Source organism: Burkholderia sp. Ac-20379 (genome assembly GCF_017104645.1).
In the GTDB taxonomy this organism is placed as follows: Bacteria; Pseudomonadota; Gammaproteobacteria; order Burkholderiales; family Burkholderiaceae; genus Burkholderia.
This window is the reverse complement of sequence record NZ_JAAGPF010000084.1, coordinates 11,876-27,095: the sequence shown is the minus strand read 5'-3', so window position 1 is coordinate 27,095 and position 15,220 is coordinate 11,876. Positions and strand designations below refer to the sequence as shown.

The window sequence follows — 15,220 nt, the reverse complement described above, 5'->3', positions numbered from 1 at the left end:
CGCGGGCGCCGCGCGGCGGACGGCGAACGTCTCGCGCGGCGGCCATCGCGGCAGGAAAGGCAGCGCGCGCTTACGCGGCCGCGCGTTCGGTCGCGTCGATCAGCGCGACGCCCGTGAGCGTCTGCAGCTCGTCGAACGACAGATCGGTGAAGATCTCGCGCACGGCCAGGCCTTCGGGCGTCACGTCGAGCACGGCCAGATCGGTGTAGATGCGCGTCACGCAGCCGATCCCGGTGACGGGGTACGAGCACTCGGCGACGATCTTGCTTTCGCCCTGCTTGGTCAGGTGCTCCATCATCACGAACACCTGCTTCGCGCCGATCGCCAGATCCATCGCGCCGCCCACGGCCGGAATCGCGTCGGGCGCGCCGGTGTGCCAGTTCGCCAGATCGCCCTTGGCGGACACCTGGAACGCGCCGAGCACGCAGTAGTCGAGATGGCCGCCGCGCATCATCGCGAACGAATCGGCATGGTGGAAATACGCGCCGCCCGTCAGCAGCGTGACGTGCTGCTTGCCGGCGTTGATCAGTTCGTCGTCCTCATGGCCGGCTTCGGGCGCGGGGCCCATGCCGAGCACGCCGTTCTCGCTGTGCAGGAAGATTTCCTTGTTGGCGTCGAGGTGGTTGGCCACCAGCGTCGGCACGCCGATGCCGAGGTTCACGTACGCGCCTTCGGGAATATCCTGGGCGACGCGCTTGGCCATGTCATCGCGGGTCAGTCGTTTCATCGTGGTTCTCCGGGGTCAGGCGGCTTGCGCGCCGAGTTCGGCCGCATGCACGGCTTGCGGCACTTCGACGACGCGCTGCACGAAAATGCCCGGCGTCACGATATGTTCGGGATCGAGGCCGCCCAGGTCGACGACCTGCGACACCTGAACGATGGTGGTCTTGGCCGCGCTGGCCATCACCGGCCCGAAGTTGCGGGCCGTCTTGCGATAGACCAGGTTGCCCCAGCGGTCGCCCTTGAACGCCTTGATCAGCGCGAAATCGGCGTGGATCGGCGTTTCGAACACATACTGCTTGCCGTCGATCTCGCGCGTTTCCTTGCCTTCGGCCAGCTTGGTGCCGTAGCCGGTGCGCGTGAAGAAACCGCCGATGCCGGCGCCCGCCGCGCGGATGCGCTCGGCCAGGTTGCCCTGCGGCACCAGTTCCAGCTCGATCTCGCCGGAACGGTACAGCGCGTCGAACACCTGCGAATCGGCTTGGCGCGGGAACGAGCAGATGATCTTGCGCACGCGCTTGGCCTTCAGCAGCGCGGCCAGCCCGGTTTCACCGTTGCCGGCGTTGTTGTTGACGATCGTGAGATCGCGCGCGCCGTGTTCGATCAGTGCGTCGATCAGCTCGGACGGCATGCCTGCCGTGCCGAAGCCGCCGATCATGACCGTCGCGCCGTCGTGGACGTCGGCAACCGCCGACTGGAGGGAATCGAAAATCTTGTTGACCATGGCTCATCCTGGGGGAATCCGCGTCGCAGCATGCGACGGCCGGACAGCGCGCCGGATTTCGCTCGGGCCGCGCCGCACCGGATCGTCTCCCGATCCGGTTTGTTCGTTATTCGAACTCAGATTCGATTAGCGAACGATGCGGCGATCATAGAATCTCGCTCAACGCGTTGTCAAGGCGGGGTGCTACCGATACGCGCGCGTCGTCGAACGGCAGGCCCACGTAGTTTTCGGCCAGCGCCTGCGCGGCGGCGGGCGAGCGCGTCACGTATTTGAGCTCGGCCAGCTTGAGACGATTGACGAACGGCGTGTCCTCGGCCGACGGATGCAGCATGTTCGTCATGAAGTACGAGAAATGCTCGGCGCGCCAGACGCGTTCGAGGCAAGTGGCCGAATAGGCGTCGATCGGCGCGTCGTCCCCGGCGTAGTGGGCCGCCAGCGCCCGCGACAGCGCGCGCACGTCGGCCACGGCCAGGTTCATGCCCTTCGCGCCGGTCGGCGGCACGATGTGCGCGGCGTCGCCGGCCAGGAACAGGCGGCCGTGGCGCATCGTCTCGCACACGAAGCTGCGCATCGGCGTGATGCTCTTCTGCGTGATCGCGCCCTCGGTGGGCGTCCAGCCGCTGCGGTTCGAAAAGCGTGTGTGCAGTTCGTCCCAGATCCGCGCGTCGGACCATTCGGCCAGATCCTCGTCGGGGCGGCATTGCAGATACAGGCGCGTGACGCTCGGCGAGCGCATCGAGAACAGCGCGAAACCGTTGTCGTGATGGGCGTACACCAGCTCGTCGAGCGACGGCGCGGCGTCGGCCAGAATGCCGAGCCACGCGTACGGATACACGCGCTCGAAGCAGCGTTGCAGCGTGTCGGGGATGGTTTGCCGCGCGATGCCGTGAAAGCCGTCGCAACCGGCGATGAAATCGCAATCGATGCGCTCGGCGCGGCCGTCCTGGCGCGTGAACGTCACGGCCGGGCGTTCGCCCGTCACGTCGTGCAGCGCCACGTCGTTCACCTCGAAGTGCATCGCGTGGCCGTGCTCGACACCGGCCGCGATCAGGTCGCGCACCACCTCGTGCTGGCTGTAGACGGTGATCGCGCGGCCGCCCGTCAGCGCCGACAGGTCGATGCGGTGCCGTTCGCCCGAGAACAGCAGCTCGATGCCGTGGTGAACCAGCCCCTGGCGGCGCATCCGTTCGCCGAGGCCCGCGTCGTTCAGCGTGTCGACGGTGCCCTGCTCCAGCACGCCGGCGCGGATCCGGTTTTCGCAGTATTCGCGGGAGCGGGCTTCGATCAGCACCGCGTCGATGCCTTGCAGGCGAAGCAGATGGGACAGCAGCAGCCCGGCGGGACCGGCGCCGACGATCGCAACTTGGGTACGCATTGTTCGTCTCCTGAACATTGATTCGAGTAATGAATCGGATGTTCGGGCTTCACCGACTATGCGGCAATCCCATTTTGGAGATATGTTTCATATCGAATTCCGATAGTGGCGCACCGTGTCCGAACTCGATCTGAACCTGATTCCCTACCTCGTCGCGCTCGACGACGCCCGCAACGTCAGCCGCGCGGGCGACCTGCTCGGCGTGACCCAGCCGCGCGTGAGCGCCGCGCTCGGCCGGCTGCGCGAGCACTTCGGCGATCCGCTGTTCGTGCGCACCTCGCGCGGCATGGAGCCCACGCCGCGCGCGCTGGCGCTGGTGCCGGCCGCGCGCGACGCGCTCGCGCAGATCCGCCGCGGCCTCGCCACGCCGCACGATTTCGATCCGGCCACCAGCACCGGCACGTTCTCGATCGCGCTGTCCGACGTCGGCGAGATCGTGTTCCTGCCGCGCCTGCTGCAGGAGCTGGCGCGCCGTGCGCCGCATGCGAACCTGCGTTCGGTGTCGCTGCCGCACGCGGAGGTGGAGCGCGGGCTGGAGGCCGGCACGGTGGATCTGGCGGTGGGCTATTTCCCCGATCTCGACGGCAGCAACTTCTTTCAGCAGCGTCTGTTCACGCACCGGTTCATCTGCCTGATGCGTCGCGAGCATCCGCTGGCCGGCACACCGCTGACGGTCGAGCGGTACCTCGCCTGCGGCCACGCCGTGGTGCGCGCCGAGGGGCGCAGCCAGGAAGTGCTCGAGCAATATCTCGCGAAGGCGCGGCTGCAACGGCGCGCGGTGCTCGAGACGCCGCACTTCATGAGCCTGCCGTTCATCCTTGGCCGCACCGACCTGATCGCCACCGTGCCGCACGCGATCGGCTATGCCTATGCGGCCGAGCACGCGTCGATCACGTTGATGGAGCCGCCGCTGCCGCTGCCCCGCTTCGATCTGCGTCAGCACTGGCATCGCAAATATCACAACGATGCGCGCGCCGCCTGGCTGCGCGGCGTGGTGGCCGGCCTGTTCAACGATGCGCTCGACGAATGGCCGAAATGAACGCGCCGTTGGCCGGGGCCGCCTGCGCGCGGCCGATGCGCCGGGCGGCGAACCGGCCCAATCCATGAAACAATGCCCGGTCAGCCGCGCCAAGCGGCGCCAACCGGAGTCTGTCAGCATGTCCAAACGCAAGACCGCCAGCAAGGCGGCAGCCGAGCCGGTCGCCGTCGCGGCCGCCGAACCCGTGGTGCGCCCGAGCCGCGCCGAAGCCGAAGATGCCGTGCGCGTGCTGCTGCGCTGGGCCGGCGACGATCCCGCGCGCGAAGGCCTGCTCGACACGCCGGCGCGCGTGGCGCGCGCCTACGAGGAATTCTTCGCGGGCTACCAGCTCGAACCGCGCGACATCCTCGCGCGCACCTTCAGCGAAGTCGAAGGCTACGACGAGATGATCGTGCTGAAGGACATCCGCTTCGAAAGCTACTGCGAACACCACATGGTGCCGATCATCGGCCGCGCGCACGTGGCCTATCTGCCGAATTCCCGCGTGGTCGGCATCTCGAAGCTGGCGCGCCTCGTCGACGCGTTCGCCAAGCGCCTGCAGATCCAGGAAAAGATGACGGTGCAGATCGCCGACACGCTGTTCGAGGTGCTGCAGCCCAAGGGCGTCGGCGTGATCCTCGAAGCGGCGCACCAGTGCATCTCCACGCGCGGCATCCACAAGCCCGGCGTGGAGATGGTCACCTCGCGGATGCTCGGCACGTTCCGCACCGATCCGGCCACGCGCCGCGAATTCCTGTCGATCGTGTCGAATTCGTCGGCGATCAACCTCGCCAATACGTGATGACAACGCCTGCGCCCACGCCGGATGCGCCGGTCGTGCTCGTGACGGGCGCGGCGCGCCGCGCCGGCCGCGCGTTCGCCCGGCACTTCGGCGCGCACGGCTATCGCGTCGCGATCCACTATGACCGTTCGGCCGACGCGGCCGCCGACGCCGCCGGCGAGATCGGCGCGGCCGGCGGCGAAGCGGTGGCGCTGCAGGCCGATCTCGCCGACGCGAACGCCTGCGCCGCGCTGATCGACGCCGTCTACACGCGCTTCGGGCGGCTCGACGTGCTCGTCAACAACGCCTCGGTGTTCTGGCAGGATCACTTCCCCGGCTTCGACCTGGCCGCGCTCGACAGCGCATGGACGATCAACTGCCGCGCGCCGATCCTGCTCGCGCGCACGTTCCACGAACGCGCCAAGGTGCTCGGCCAGCAGGGCGTGGTGATCAACGTGATCGACCAGAAGATCAAGGAGAACTTCCATCGCGACCACTTCAGCTACACGGTCGCGAAGGCCGCGCTCGGCAACCTGACGCAGATGCTGGCGATGTCGGCCGCGCCGGTGCTGCGCGTGAACGCCGTGTTTCCCGGCCTGATGCTGCCGAGCGACGATCAGACCGCCGCCGATTTCGCGCACGCGAGCCGCGCCTCCACGCCGCTCGCGCGCATCGCCGGCCCCGACGACGTGGCGAACGCGATCCTGCTGCTCACGGGCAGCGCCTACAACGGCGTGGATTTCGTGGTGGATGCGGGGCAGAACCTGATCCGCGTGGATCAGGACGTGCTGTACAAGCATCGCTCGCCGGTGCGCGAGCACTGAGCCCCTCGCCGCATCGATCGATGCGGAATCCCAACTATCGGCGCGCGCCGCCGGCTCCCGAAAAACCTCACCTTCGGGAGCCGCGCCGGGTTCAGTCCTGCCCGTTGCCTTCCGTGCGGCCGCCTTCGCGCACCTTGCCCTGCGCCACGCTGCTGCCCGGCGGCACGCTGTGCGTGAGCCACACGTTGCCGCCGATCACCGAGCCGCGCCCGATCGTGACGCGGCCGAGGATCGTCGCGCCGGCGTAGATCACCACGTCGTCCTCGACGATCGGATGGCGCGCGTTGCCCTTCACGAGCGCGCCGTCGCCGTCGGCCGGGAAGCTCTTCGCGCCGAGCGTGACGGCCTGATAGACGCGCACGCGCTCGCCAATGATCGCCGTCTCGCCGATCACCACGCCGGTGCCGTGGTCGATGAAGAAGCTCGGGCCGATGGTGGCGCCCGGGTGGATGTCGATGCCGGTCGCCGAGTGCGCGATCTCGTTGACGAAGCGTGCGAGCAGCGGCACGCCGAGCCGGTGCAGCGCATGCGCGAGACGGTGATGCATCATCGCCAGCACGCCGGGGTAGCAGAGCAGGATTTCGGTGATGTGCTGCGCGGCCGGATCGCCCGCGTAGGCGGCCTGGATGTCGCTGACCAGCAGCGCGCGGATCGCCGGCAACTGGCGGCCGAGCGTGTGGGCGATCTCGAACGAACGCTCGTCGAGCAGCGCGGCCGGCGCATCGGCGTATTCGGACAAGAACGGCAGCACGCGGCGGATCTGCTCGTGCAGCACGCGCAGCGTCTTCTCGAGCGTGTGGCCGACGTAGAAATCGACGCTCTCGTCGGTCAGGTCCGGCGCGCCGTAATGCGTCGGAAACAGCGAGGCGCGCAGGCCGGTGACGATCTGGCAGATCGCGTCGCGCGACGGCAGCTCGCGAATGCCGCGCGGGTGCCGCGTGCGGTGCAGCGTTTCGCGCGATTCGCGCAGTTCGGCGACGATCTCTTCAAGATCCCAGGTACGGACAGCAGGCGAATTCGACATGGCGCATGACACAGACAGCCGTGCCCGGCGCGCGAGGTGCGCCGGAACCAGCCGCGCTGGTGGAATAAGAGGAATGACAGGGCCGACAAGATTACCGCGTTTCGCCTGCGTCCGCGAAACCCCGCCCGTGCGGGGGCCTGGCGCGCCGCCCGGCTAGACGGTCTTGTTGCTTGCGTCGATCCAGCGCACGGCCCAGTCGCGCGCGTGCGCGATGGCGTCGCTTTCGTCGCCGAAATGGAGATCGGAGGGGAAAAAACGATTCGCGACCAATTCGCCATCGCTCGATCGGGAGATCACCACATAGGGCTGGAACAACCCGCTGCCGATCCGCGCCGGTGCGCAATTCAACAGGTAACCGCGATGCGTGAATGCCGTTGTCGTCGAATGCATGAGCTGCCCCACCTTAAGTCCCTTGCGTTCTTCTTCACTACACGTCGTTAGGGTGCCGCGGCGCCCGTTGCGGGCAGGATTCGCGCGGCCGGCGCGATCTCGGCGCGCCATCTCGAAAAGGCATCATACTCGGTCGATCCCGCGCCAGCCACCCGAAAAAAAGCATTCGGATCGCTTGGCGGCGCACATGCCGCTACCGCCGCGCATTGCGACGCCGCAGCGCGGGTTTATACCGATCGGGCGCCGCCGTGTTGCGCTGGCGGCGCGCAACACGGCGCGAACCGCGCCGGCGTCTCCACATCGTGAAAACGCCCCGGCCGCACGCCGATGCACGCGCCCGACCGCTCGTATATGCTCAGGCGAGCGGCGCCCGCACGACACGCGCGGCGCGCCGGACGATTCCCTCACCGCACCCCGGAGCCATCATGTACCAGCGCATCTTCGTCGCCGTCGACGGCAGTGAAACCTCGCGTCACGCATTCGATTCCGCGCTTGCGCTCGCGCGCTCCGAACGCGCCACGCTGCGCGCGTTCTACGCGATCGAGAACGCCGCGCTCTACTACAACGTGCCGGGCTACGACCCGTCGGTGCTGCGCCAGCAACTGATCGCGCAAGGCGGCGATCTGACCCGCGAGTTCGCGCGCCTGATGGCCGAAGCCGGCGTGCAGGGCGACGTGGTCACCGGCGAGGCCACCACGCTGGCCGACGTCGCCTCGCTGATCCTCGACGCCACCACGGAATACGGCGCCGACCTGCTCGTGCTCGGCACGCACGGCCGCCGCGGCTTCAAGCGGCTGGTGCTCGGCAGCATCGCCGAACAATGCATCCGGCAGGCCACGTTGCCGGTTTTGCTGATCCCGACGGCCGCCGCGCATCAGGACGACGCATAAGACAATTCGGAAAACTGATTGCTTTGCCGTGGCGCAACGGAAATGCACGCTGCGTCGCGGCGTTTTGCCGCTCAGATCGCAGAAACGCCGGTGGGAAAATGATCCGGTTGCGTTTCCTTGAGCGAGCATCACCATGCTGCCCCCCGTCACCCCAGCCGCCACGCGGCAACCGGCCCGCCCCCGCCCGCCCACCGCCTGGGCGCCTCATCAAGCCGCCCATTGCTCCACCTGTTCGATGCGCCATCTCTGCATGCCGCAGGGCCTCAGCAGCGAGGCGGTGGAACGTCTCGAATCGGTGATCTGCGCCGCGCGCCCGGTGCGCCGCGGCGACACGCTGTTCCGCGAAGGCGACGCGTTCGACAGCCTCTACGCGGTGCGCTCGGGCGCGCTGAAAACGCTCGCCACGCGCCAGGACGGCCGCGAGCAGGTGGCCGGCCTGCACCTCGCCGGCGAAGCGCTCGGCTTCGACGGCATCGCCGGCGATCAGCACCCGCGCACCGCCATCGCGCTGGAGGACAGCACCGTCTGCGTGATCCCCTATTCGCCGCTGCGTTCGCTGTGCGCCGAGGCCAGCACGCTGCAGGCGCGCGTGCTCAAGCTGATGAGCGAGCAGATCGTGCGCGAAACCTCGCAGGCCGTGCTGCTCGGCTCGCTGAACGCCGACGAGCGCGTGGCCACGTTCCTGCTCGACATCTCCTCGCGCTACCTGGCGCGCGGTTATTCGTCGTCCGAATTCAACCTGCGCATGACGCGCGAGGAAATCGGCAGCTACCTCGGCATCACGCTCGAAACGGTCAGCCGCACGCTGTCGAAGTTCCAGCGCGCCGGCCTGCTGTCGATGCAAGGCCGCATTGTGCGCGTGCTCGATTTCGACGGGCTGCGCGCCGTGTAAAACGCGGCAGCCCGCCGCGATGTCATCGGTTCGGCTCAGCCATGCCGCACGGCGCCCCTCGGGGCGCCGTGTCGTTCAGTCGAGCCAGCGCGCCGCCTCGGTCTTCAGCACCCGGCTGAATTCGTCGAGCCAGCCGATCGACAGCCGCCAGCTTTGCCAGTAAAGCTCCACGTCGATGCTGCGGCCTGCCGACAAGTCGACCATCTCGCCCGCCGCCACCTGCCGCGCGATCATGCGGTCGGGGCACATCCCCCAACCGAGCCCCGTCTCGCACGCGCGCAAGTAACCGGCCACGTGCGGAATCCAGTGTTTCGGCGGATCGAGATCGGTGCGCGTGGCGCGGCGGATGAAGCGCGATTGCAGGCTGTCCTTCGGGCTGAACACCACGCAAGGCGCGCGGCGCAGCGCATCGCGCGTGAGGCCGTCCGCAAAATAGCGCGCGTGGAAGTCGGGCGAGCACACCGCGTGATAGCGGATGCTGCCGAGCCGCGTCGAGCGGCAGCCCTGAATCGGCTCGGCCTGCGCGGTCACCGCGCCCTGCACGCTGCCGTCGCGAATCCGCTCCGCCGTGTAGTCCTGATCGTCGATCACCAGATCGAGCAGCGTGCCGCTCCGCGAGCAGAACGGCGCGACGGCATCCATGAACCAGGTCGCCACGCTGTCGTCGTTCACGGCGATCCGCAAGGTCGGCCACGCGCCGCCGATGCCCGGCAGTTCGGGCGCCTGCCCCGACAGCTCCGCCTCCAGCAACTGCACGCGCTCGGTATGGCGGCACAGCAGCGCGCCCGAGGTGGTCGCCACGCACGGCTGCCCGCGCTTCACCAGCACCGCGCCCACCCGCTCCTCCAGCAGCTTGATGCGCTGCGAGACGGCCGACGGCGACACGTTCAGATCCTTCGCCGCGCGTTCGAACGATCCGTGCCGGATCACCGCCGCGAGCGCATCGAGCAACGCGTAGTCGAGCATCAGTTTTCCTTCATCCGCATTAGGGAAATTAGCTTTTCTTAGCCATACCGAAGCCGCAGACTAGCGCCATCCGCAGCCCAAGTCTACTGTCCCCAATATATGAACTGGATCGCTTTCTCCCACGGCATGGCGCTGTGCGCCTCGCTGATCGTCACCATCGGCGCGCAGAACGCCTACGTTCTGCGCCAAGGTATCCAGCGCGCGCACGTCGGCAAGATCGTCGTGCTCTGCACGCTCTCCGACATGCTGCTGATCGCGGCCGGCGTCGGCGGCGCTTCGGCGCTGGTGGCGCGCTACCCGGCCTTCATCCACGGCGTGCTGTACGCCGGCCTCGCCTATCTGGCCTGGTTCGGCCTCAGCGCGCTGCGGCGCGCGCTGAAGCCCGGCCACGCCACGCTCGACACCGGCGCGGCCGGCGGCATCGCCCCGCCGCCGCAGCGCGCGTGGACGGTGATCGTCGCCACGCTCGCGCTGACCTGGCTCAATCCGCACGTCTATCTGGACACGTTCCTGCTGATCGGCACCGCGGGTGCGCGCGAAGCCGAAGGCACGCGTTCGTCCTTCGCGGTGGGTGCGATGGCGGTCAGCCTCGTGTGGTTCGTCGGCCTGGGCTACGGCGCGCGCCTGCTGGCGCCGTGGTTCAAGAAGGCGATCGCGTGGCGTCTGCTCGACGGTGCGATCGGCGGGATGGTGCTGTGCCTGGCGGCCGTGCAGTTGCGCTGAACATGCCGCGTATCGGTCGCGCCAGACGACGACGCCGGCGCGCGCTCAGGGCGCGGCCGGCGTTGTCGTTACAGCTTGCGCGGCTTACTGCGAGCGGACGATCCCGCCATCGACGCGAATGTTCTGCCCGGTGATGTAGCCCGCGCCGTCCGACAGCAGGAATGCCACGGTCTTGGCGATTTCCTGCGTCTTGCCGAAGCGGCCGGCCGGAATCCGCGCAACGATTTCCGGCGTTTCGGGCCAACTGTCGATGAAGCCCGGCAGCACCGAGTTGATGCGGATGTTCTCGCTGGCGTAGCGATCCGCATAGAGCTTGGTGAACGCGCTGAGCGCGGCGCGCAGCGCCGACGACACCGGCATCGTCTGCTCGGGCGCATCGGCCGCGAAGCTCGAGATGTTGACCACCGCGCCGCCGCCCTGCTTCTGGAACACCGGCGTCACGCGGCGCAGCACGCGCGCCACGTTCAGCACGATCAGGTCGAGGCCGACATGCCACTTCTCGTCCTCGATCGCCAGCAGGTCGCCCTTGGGCGGATGGCCGGTGTTGTTGACGACGGCGTCGATGCGGCCGTATTTCGCCAGCGTTTCGGCGACGAACCGTTCGATGTCGGCGTCCTCCGCCACCGAGCCGGTCACGCCGAACCCGCCCAGCTCCTCGGCCAGACGCACCGCGCTGCCCGACGGCGACATCAGCGCCACGCGATAGCCTTGCGCGGCCAGCTCGCGGGCGATTTCGGCGCCCATGCCCTTGCCGGCGGCCGTGACGAGCGCAACTTTCTGTGCAGACATGATTTCTCCCGAAGATCCCGAATGAATGGGAGGCGGCCGGTGCGCGCGCCGCCTCGTGCAAACGGCACTGTAGGACGGCGGGGCGTGCGTGTCGAATCATCAAATCTGCATCGATTCAGTAGATTTTCTACTGTCTCTCAGATTTCAATCACCTATAGATTGGTCGATATTCGGCGATCTCGTCGACAATTTTTCTACAGCCTTCAGCCCAGCTTCGCCGACCAGCGGCGATACCGGCGCGTCAGGCACGCATCCGAAAGCTGCTGGCGGATCAGCGCGCCAACCGGCCAGACCTGCGGATTGGTGCGCCGCCCGCGGCTCAGCCGCACGAGCTGGTGCTTGACCATCGCCATGTTGGCCATCGCGCCGAGCACCTTGTTCTTCAGCGTGACCGGGCGCAGCGCGGGCGCGACCTCCTCGCCGGCCTGCCAGCGGCGCGGCAGGGCCGGATCGATCGACAGCGCGGTGGCGATGCCGGCCATCGCCACGCCGCTCGCCACCACCTGTTCGGCCACCGCGCGCCGGCGGATCCCGCCCGTCACCATCAGCGGCACGCGCGACACGGCCGCGATGTCGCGCGCGAATTCGAGGAAATAGGCCTCGCGCGCCAGCGTGCGCCCGTCGCGCGCCTGGCCCTGCATGGCCGGCGCCTCGTAGCTGCCGCCCGACAACTCGATCAGATCGACCGCCAGCGTGCCGAGCATCGCGACCACCTGCCTTGCGTCGTCGGCGTCGAAACCGCCGCGCTGAAAATCGGCCGAGTTGAGCTTGACCGCCACCGCGAAGCCGGGGCTCACGCGCTCGCGCACGGCACGCACCACCTCGATCAGCAAACGCGCGCGGTTCTCGATCGCGCCGCCCCAGCGATCGGTGCGCCGGTTCGCCAGCGGCGACAGGAATTGGCTCAGCAAATAGCCGTGCGCCGCGTGGATCTGCACGCCCGTGAAGCCCGCCGCCTCGGCCAGTTGCGCGGCGCGCGCGAAACGCTGCACGACATCGGCGATGCGCGCCTCGCTCATCGCTTCCGGCACCGGGAAGCGGTTCGAGAACGACCCCATGTCGAGCGGCACGGCGGACGGCGCCACGGTCGGCTGACCGAGCGCCGCCGGCATCTGCCGCCCTGGGTGATTGATCTGCATCCAGACCTGCGCGCCGCCCGCGCGGGCGGCGTCGGCCCAGCGCGCGAAGCGGGACAGATGCGCGTCGCTTTCGAGCACCACGCCGCCCGGGCCCGTCATGGCGCGGCGGTCCACCATCACGTTGCCGGTCAGGATCAGCCCCGCGCCGCCGTCCGCCCAGGCGCGATACAGGCGCACCAGCCCGGCCGAGGGCGCGTGATCGGCATCGGCCAGGTTTTCCTCCATCGCCGCCTTGGCGAGGCGGTTCGGCACGACCGCGCCGTTCGGTAAGGTCAACGAATCGAACAGTGACATGAGCAGCTCCCCGCATTGAATGAAGCCGACGATAAGATTAAAGTTCGCTTCAATGTCAAGCACGGGATCGCCACGATGAAGATAGGAGAACTGGCCAAACGCACCGGCCTCGCCGCGTCGCGCATCCGCTTCTACGAAGCGCGTGGCTTGCTGCGCGCGGCGATGCGCCAGGCCAACGGCTACCGCGAGTACACGGCGGAAGCGCAGCTCGTGCTGGCCGTGATCGTGCGCGCCCAGCAGGCCGGCTTCTCGCTCGACGAGATCCGCGGCATGCTGCCCGACGATCTGTCGAACTGGCAGCACGGCGACCTGGTGCCGAAGCTGCGCGCCAAGATCGCCGACATCGAGGCCATGGAGCAGCAGCTCGCGCTCACCAAGGCGCGACTGCTCGCGCTGATCGGCGAGGTGGAGAACAAGCCCGACACGGTCGATTGCCGCGACAACGCGCGGCGCGTGCTCGGCGAACTGGCCGGCGCGCCGCTGGTGGGGTTGGATCGCAAAACCGAAGCGGTGTAGCGCACGCTCACAGGCCGCGCCGCGGCCAGTTGCGAAACGCGACGATCGCGACGCTCACGGCAATCGAGCCCGTTGCCGCCGGCTGCGGCGCGTCATGCGCCACCGTTGCGAATCGCGATCGCGCGCGCTTGCCGACCGCCGGCTCCGGTTGCATCGGTGCGGCCTCCGGCTGCGCGTCGTTCGCGGCATGACAGGGGTTCGGGCGTCGGGCACGCATCGCGGTTCCTTTCCGGCATGCCGGCATCGAGAGAGATGCCCATTGAACGCGTTCGTCATCGATCCGTAAAATGAATGTTTCGAGCGAACCGATAACCCTGCGGAATGGAACTGAAACTGCTGCGCGCCTTTCTGACCGTCGCCGAGCTGCGCCATTTCGGGCGCGCCGCCGATGCGCTGCACCTGAGCCAGCCCGCGCTCAGCAAACAGATCGGCGCGCTCGAGGCGAGCGTGGGCGGCCGGCTGTTCGAGCGCGGCCGCCACGGCGCGGAATTGACGCCGTTCGGCGACACCTTCGTGACCGACGCGCAATCGCTGGTGCGCGACGCCGACGAGATCCTCGCGCGCGCCCGCGAAACGAGCAGCGGCAAGCGCGGGCATCTGCGCATCGGTATCTGTCTTTCGGTGCTGACGCTGGTGCCGCCGCTGATCGCCGAATTCCGCCGCCACCATCCGCTGGTGTCGATCACGCTCAGCGATCTGTCGTCGGCCGAGCAAACGCGGCGCATGCTGGCCGGCAAGCTCGATGCGGGGTTCCTGCGGCTGCCGTCGGCGCCGGGCCTCGCTTCGTTCGGTGTCCTCGACGAACGGCTCGCGCTGGCGCTGCCGCCGCAATTGAAGCAGGTGAAGGTGCCGGCGCAGCTCGACGCGCTCAACGCGCTCGGTTTCGTGATGTTGCAACGCTCGCGCGGTGCTGGCCTGGCGGCGCAGGTGGACCGCTGGTGCCGCGCGCGCGGCTTCGTGCCGAATGTGAGCCAGCAGGCGGAGGATGTGCAATCGGTGCTGGCGTCGGTGGCGGCGGGCGCCGGCGTGGCCTTCCTCCCGTCGGGCGCGCGGCATTTGCTGCGCGACGCCACCGTGCAGGAACTGCGCGACCGCGATGCGAAATGGCGCGTGGGCCTGGGCTGGCCCGAGGCGCGTCATGATGCCGTGACGGCGCGCTTCGTATCGTTCATGCGCAGTGCGCTGCGCAAGGCGGCGGCCTGACGACGCGGCGGCGCGCGCTCAGCGCGGCGCGCCCGGCTTCGGCCCCGGCCAGTCGCCGCGATAGCCGATCCGCGCCGAGATCGCCTGCCCCGCCTCGCGCAGCAGCGCCACGTAATGCGTGGTGGTGTTCGCGCCGCAGCGGATCGTCGGAAACGAGATCGACAGCCCCGCGACCGCATTGCCGAAGCGGTTGAAGATCGGCGCCGCAAGGCAGCGCAGCCCCTCTTCCTGTTCTTCGTCGTCCTCGCCGTAGCCCTGCCGGCGCACTTGCGGCAGCACGGCCAGCAGCGCATCGGCCGAGGCCAGCGTGCGCGGCGTGGATTGTTTGAACTCGACGCGCGCGAGCGTTTCGCGCTGTTCGTCCTCGGGCATCCAGGCCAGCAGCACCTTGCCGATCGCCGTGCTGTGCAGCGGATTGCGGCGCCCCACGCGCGACTGCATGCGCAGGCCGTAATCGGCGTCGATCTTGTGGATGTAGATGATGGCGTCTTCGTCGAGCGCGCCCAAATGAATCGCCTCGCGCGTGGTGGCCGCGATGCGGCGCATTTCCAGATCGGCCTCGCGCACCAGATCCACGCTCTCCAGCGCCTTCGCGCCCAGCTCGAACAGGCGGATGCCGAGGCGATAACGCTCGCCGCCGGCTTCGCGCACCACGTAACCGAGCGTGTCGAGCGTATGCAGCAGCCGTTGCACGGCCGTGCGCGACATGCCCAGTTGCAGCGACAGTTCGGCCGCGTCGCAGGCGCCGCGCGCGCCCACCGCCGCGAGGATCGTGAAGACCTTGCCGACCGCCGCGACCGATTCCGTGCGTTCGCCGCCGGCCTCTGCAGGCGCGGCGGCGTCGGGGCCGGCGCTGCGCGATTCAGGCGTGGATTTCATGGCGGGCTTCCGTGAGATTCGAAACCGCCAAGGATAGCCTGTCGCGCAGCGCTTGCGTCAAGGCGCGTGCGAT

General features: G+C 68.5%; 17 protein-coding genes. 8 read left to right on the top strand and 9 right to left on the bottom strand.

Annotated features, from left to right (window positions below):
- Nucleotides 1-70: 70 nt before the first annotated feature.
- From G3N92_RS13760 to G3N92_RS13750, 3 genes are all read right to left on the bottom strand, one after another.
- On the bottom strand, nt 71-727 hold the full coding sequence (locus tag G3N92_RS13760; RefSeq protein ID WP_206128074.1) for a 3-oxoacid CoA-transferase subunit B: 657 nt from the start codon (nt 725-727) through the stop codon (nt 71-73).
- Nucleotides 728-742: 15 nt separating this feature from the next.
- Nucleotides 743-1,444, bottom strand: a complete 702-nt coding sequence (locus G3N92_RS13755; RefSeq protein WP_206128073.1) for a 3-oxoacid CoA-transferase subunit A — start codon at nt 1,442-1,444, stop codon at nt 743-745.
- A 145-nt stretch (nt 1,445-1,589) separates the two neighbouring features.
- The gene (locus G3N92_RS13750; RefSeq protein WP_206128072.1) at nt 1,590-2,819 is read right to left on the bottom strand and encodes a 4-hydroxybenzoate 3-monooxygenase; all 1,230 of its coding nucleotides are present in this window, start codon (nt 2,817-2,819) and stop codon (nt 1,590-1,592) included.
- 115 nt (nt 2,820-2,934) lie between these two features.
- Between G3N92_RS13750 and G3N92_RS13745 the strand changes: the two genes are divergently transcribed.
- The 3 genes from G3N92_RS13745 to G3N92_RS13735 all read left to right on the top strand — a co-directional run bounded on the left by G3N92_RS13745 (nt 2,935) and on the right by G3N92_RS13735 (nt 5,442).
- Nucleotides 2,935-3,858: a LysR family transcriptional regulator gene (locus tag G3N92_RS13745; RefSeq protein WP_206128071.1), complete on the top strand. Its 924-nt coding sequence runs from the start codon at nt 2,935-2,937 to the stop codon at nt 3,856-3,858.
- 64 nt (nt 3,859-3,922) lie between these two features.
- Nucleotides 3,923-4,639, top strand: a complete 717-nt coding sequence (gene folE / locus G3N92_RS13740; protein ID WP_241014773.1) for a GTP cyclohydrolase I FolE — start codon at nt 3,923-3,925, stop codon at nt 4,637-4,639.
- The gene (locus tag G3N92_RS13735) at nt 4,639-5,442 is read left to right on the top strand and encodes an SDR family oxidoreductase (protein WP_206128069.1); all 804 of its coding nucleotides are present in this window, start codon (nt 4,639-4,641) and stop codon (nt 5,440-5,442) included. Before folE ends, G3N92_RS13735 begins: the two co-directional genes overlap by 1 nt.
- A 91-nt stretch (nt 5,443-5,533) precedes the next feature.
- On the opposite strand, the gene epsC is transcribed toward G3N92_RS13735, so the two are convergent.
- Both epsC and G3N92_RS13725 read right to left on the bottom strand, forming a co-directional pair.
- Complete coding sequence (epsC, locus tag G3N92_RS13730) at nt 5,534-6,466, bottom strand: serine O-acetyltransferase EpsC (protein WP_206128068.1); 933 nt, start codon at nt 6,464-6,466, stop codon at nt 5,534-5,536.
- Nucleotides 6,467-6,619: 153 nt separating this feature from the next.
- Nucleotides 6,620-6,856, bottom strand: a complete 237-nt coding sequence (locus tag G3N92_RS13725) for a hypothetical protein (RefSeq protein WP_206128078.1) — start codon at nt 6,854-6,856, stop codon at nt 6,620-6,622.
- 425 nt (nt 6,857-7,281) lie between these two features.
- Here G3N92_RS13725 and G3N92_RS13720 point away from each other — a divergent pair, with 425 nt between their 5' ends.
- The gene (locus G3N92_RS13720; RefSeq protein WP_206128067.1) at nt 7,282-7,746 is read left to right on the top strand and encodes a universal stress protein; all 465 of its coding nucleotides are present in this window, start codon (nt 7,282-7,284) and stop codon (nt 7,744-7,746) included.
- A gap of 133 nt (nt 7,747-7,879) precedes the next feature.
- Nucleotides 7,880-8,638, top strand: coding sequence for a fumarate/nitrate reduction transcriptional regulator Fnr (gene fnr / locus G3N92_RS13715; RefSeq protein WP_206128066.1), 759 nt, complete (start codon nt 7,880-7,882; stop codon nt 8,636-8,638).
- Between the two features lie 75 nt (nt 8,639-8,713).
- Here fnr and G3N92_RS13710 read toward each other — a convergent pair whose 3' ends face one another.
- Nucleotides 8,714-9,604, bottom strand: coding sequence for a LysR family transcriptional regulator ArgP (locus tag G3N92_RS13710; protein ID WP_206128065.1), 891 nt, complete (start codon nt 9,602-9,604; stop codon nt 8,714-8,716).
- 99 nt (nt 9,605-9,703) lie between these two features.
- On the opposite strand from G3N92_RS13710, the gene G3N92_RS13705 reads away from it, so the two are divergent.
- A complete protein-coding gene (locus tag G3N92_RS13705; RefSeq protein ID WP_206128064.1) occupies nt 9,704-10,327 on the top strand; it encodes a LysE/ArgO family amino acid transporter in 624 nt (207 codons plus the stop codon).
- An 84-nt stretch (nt 10,328-10,411) separates the two neighbouring features.
- Here G3N92_RS13705 and G3N92_RS13700 read toward each other — a convergent pair whose 3' ends face one another.
- Complete coding sequence (locus G3N92_RS13700; RefSeq protein WP_206128063.1) at nt 10,412-11,116, bottom strand: SDR family oxidoreductase; 705 nt, start codon at nt 11,114-11,116, stop codon at nt 10,412-10,414.
- A 203-nt stretch (nt 11,117-11,319) separates the two neighbouring features.
- Nucleotides 11,320-12,549, bottom strand: coding sequence for an NADH:flavin oxidoreductase/NADH oxidase family protein (locus G3N92_RS13695; RefSeq protein WP_206128062.1), 1,230 nt, complete (start codon nt 12,547-12,549; stop codon nt 11,320-11,322).
- Between the two features lie 75 nt (nt 12,550-12,624).
- Between G3N92_RS13695 and G3N92_RS13690 the strand changes: the two genes are divergently transcribed.
- Both G3N92_RS13690 and G3N92_RS13685 read left to right on the top strand, forming a co-directional pair.
- On the top strand, nt 12,625-13,065 hold the full coding sequence (locus G3N92_RS13690) for a MerR family transcriptional regulator (protein ID WP_206128061.1): 441 nt from the start codon (nt 12,625-12,627) through the stop codon (nt 13,063-13,065).
- Nucleotides 13,066-13,386: 321 nt separating this feature from the next.
- Nucleotides 13,387-14,268, top strand: a complete 882-nt coding sequence (locus tag G3N92_RS13685) for a LysR substrate-binding domain-containing protein (RefSeq protein WP_206128060.1) — start codon at nt 13,387-13,389, stop codon at nt 14,266-14,268.
- 18 nt (nt 14,269-14,286) lie between these two features.
- Here the strand turns inward: G3N92_RS13685 and kdgR are convergent, their stop codons facing one another.
- The gene (gene kdgR / locus G3N92_RS13680; protein ID WP_206128059.1) at nt 14,287-15,147 is read right to left on the bottom strand and encodes a DNA-binding transcriptional regulator KdgR; all 861 of its coding nucleotides are present in this window, start codon (nt 15,145-15,147) and stop codon (nt 14,287-14,289) included.
- Nucleotides 15,148-15,220 lie beyond the last annotated feature (73 nt).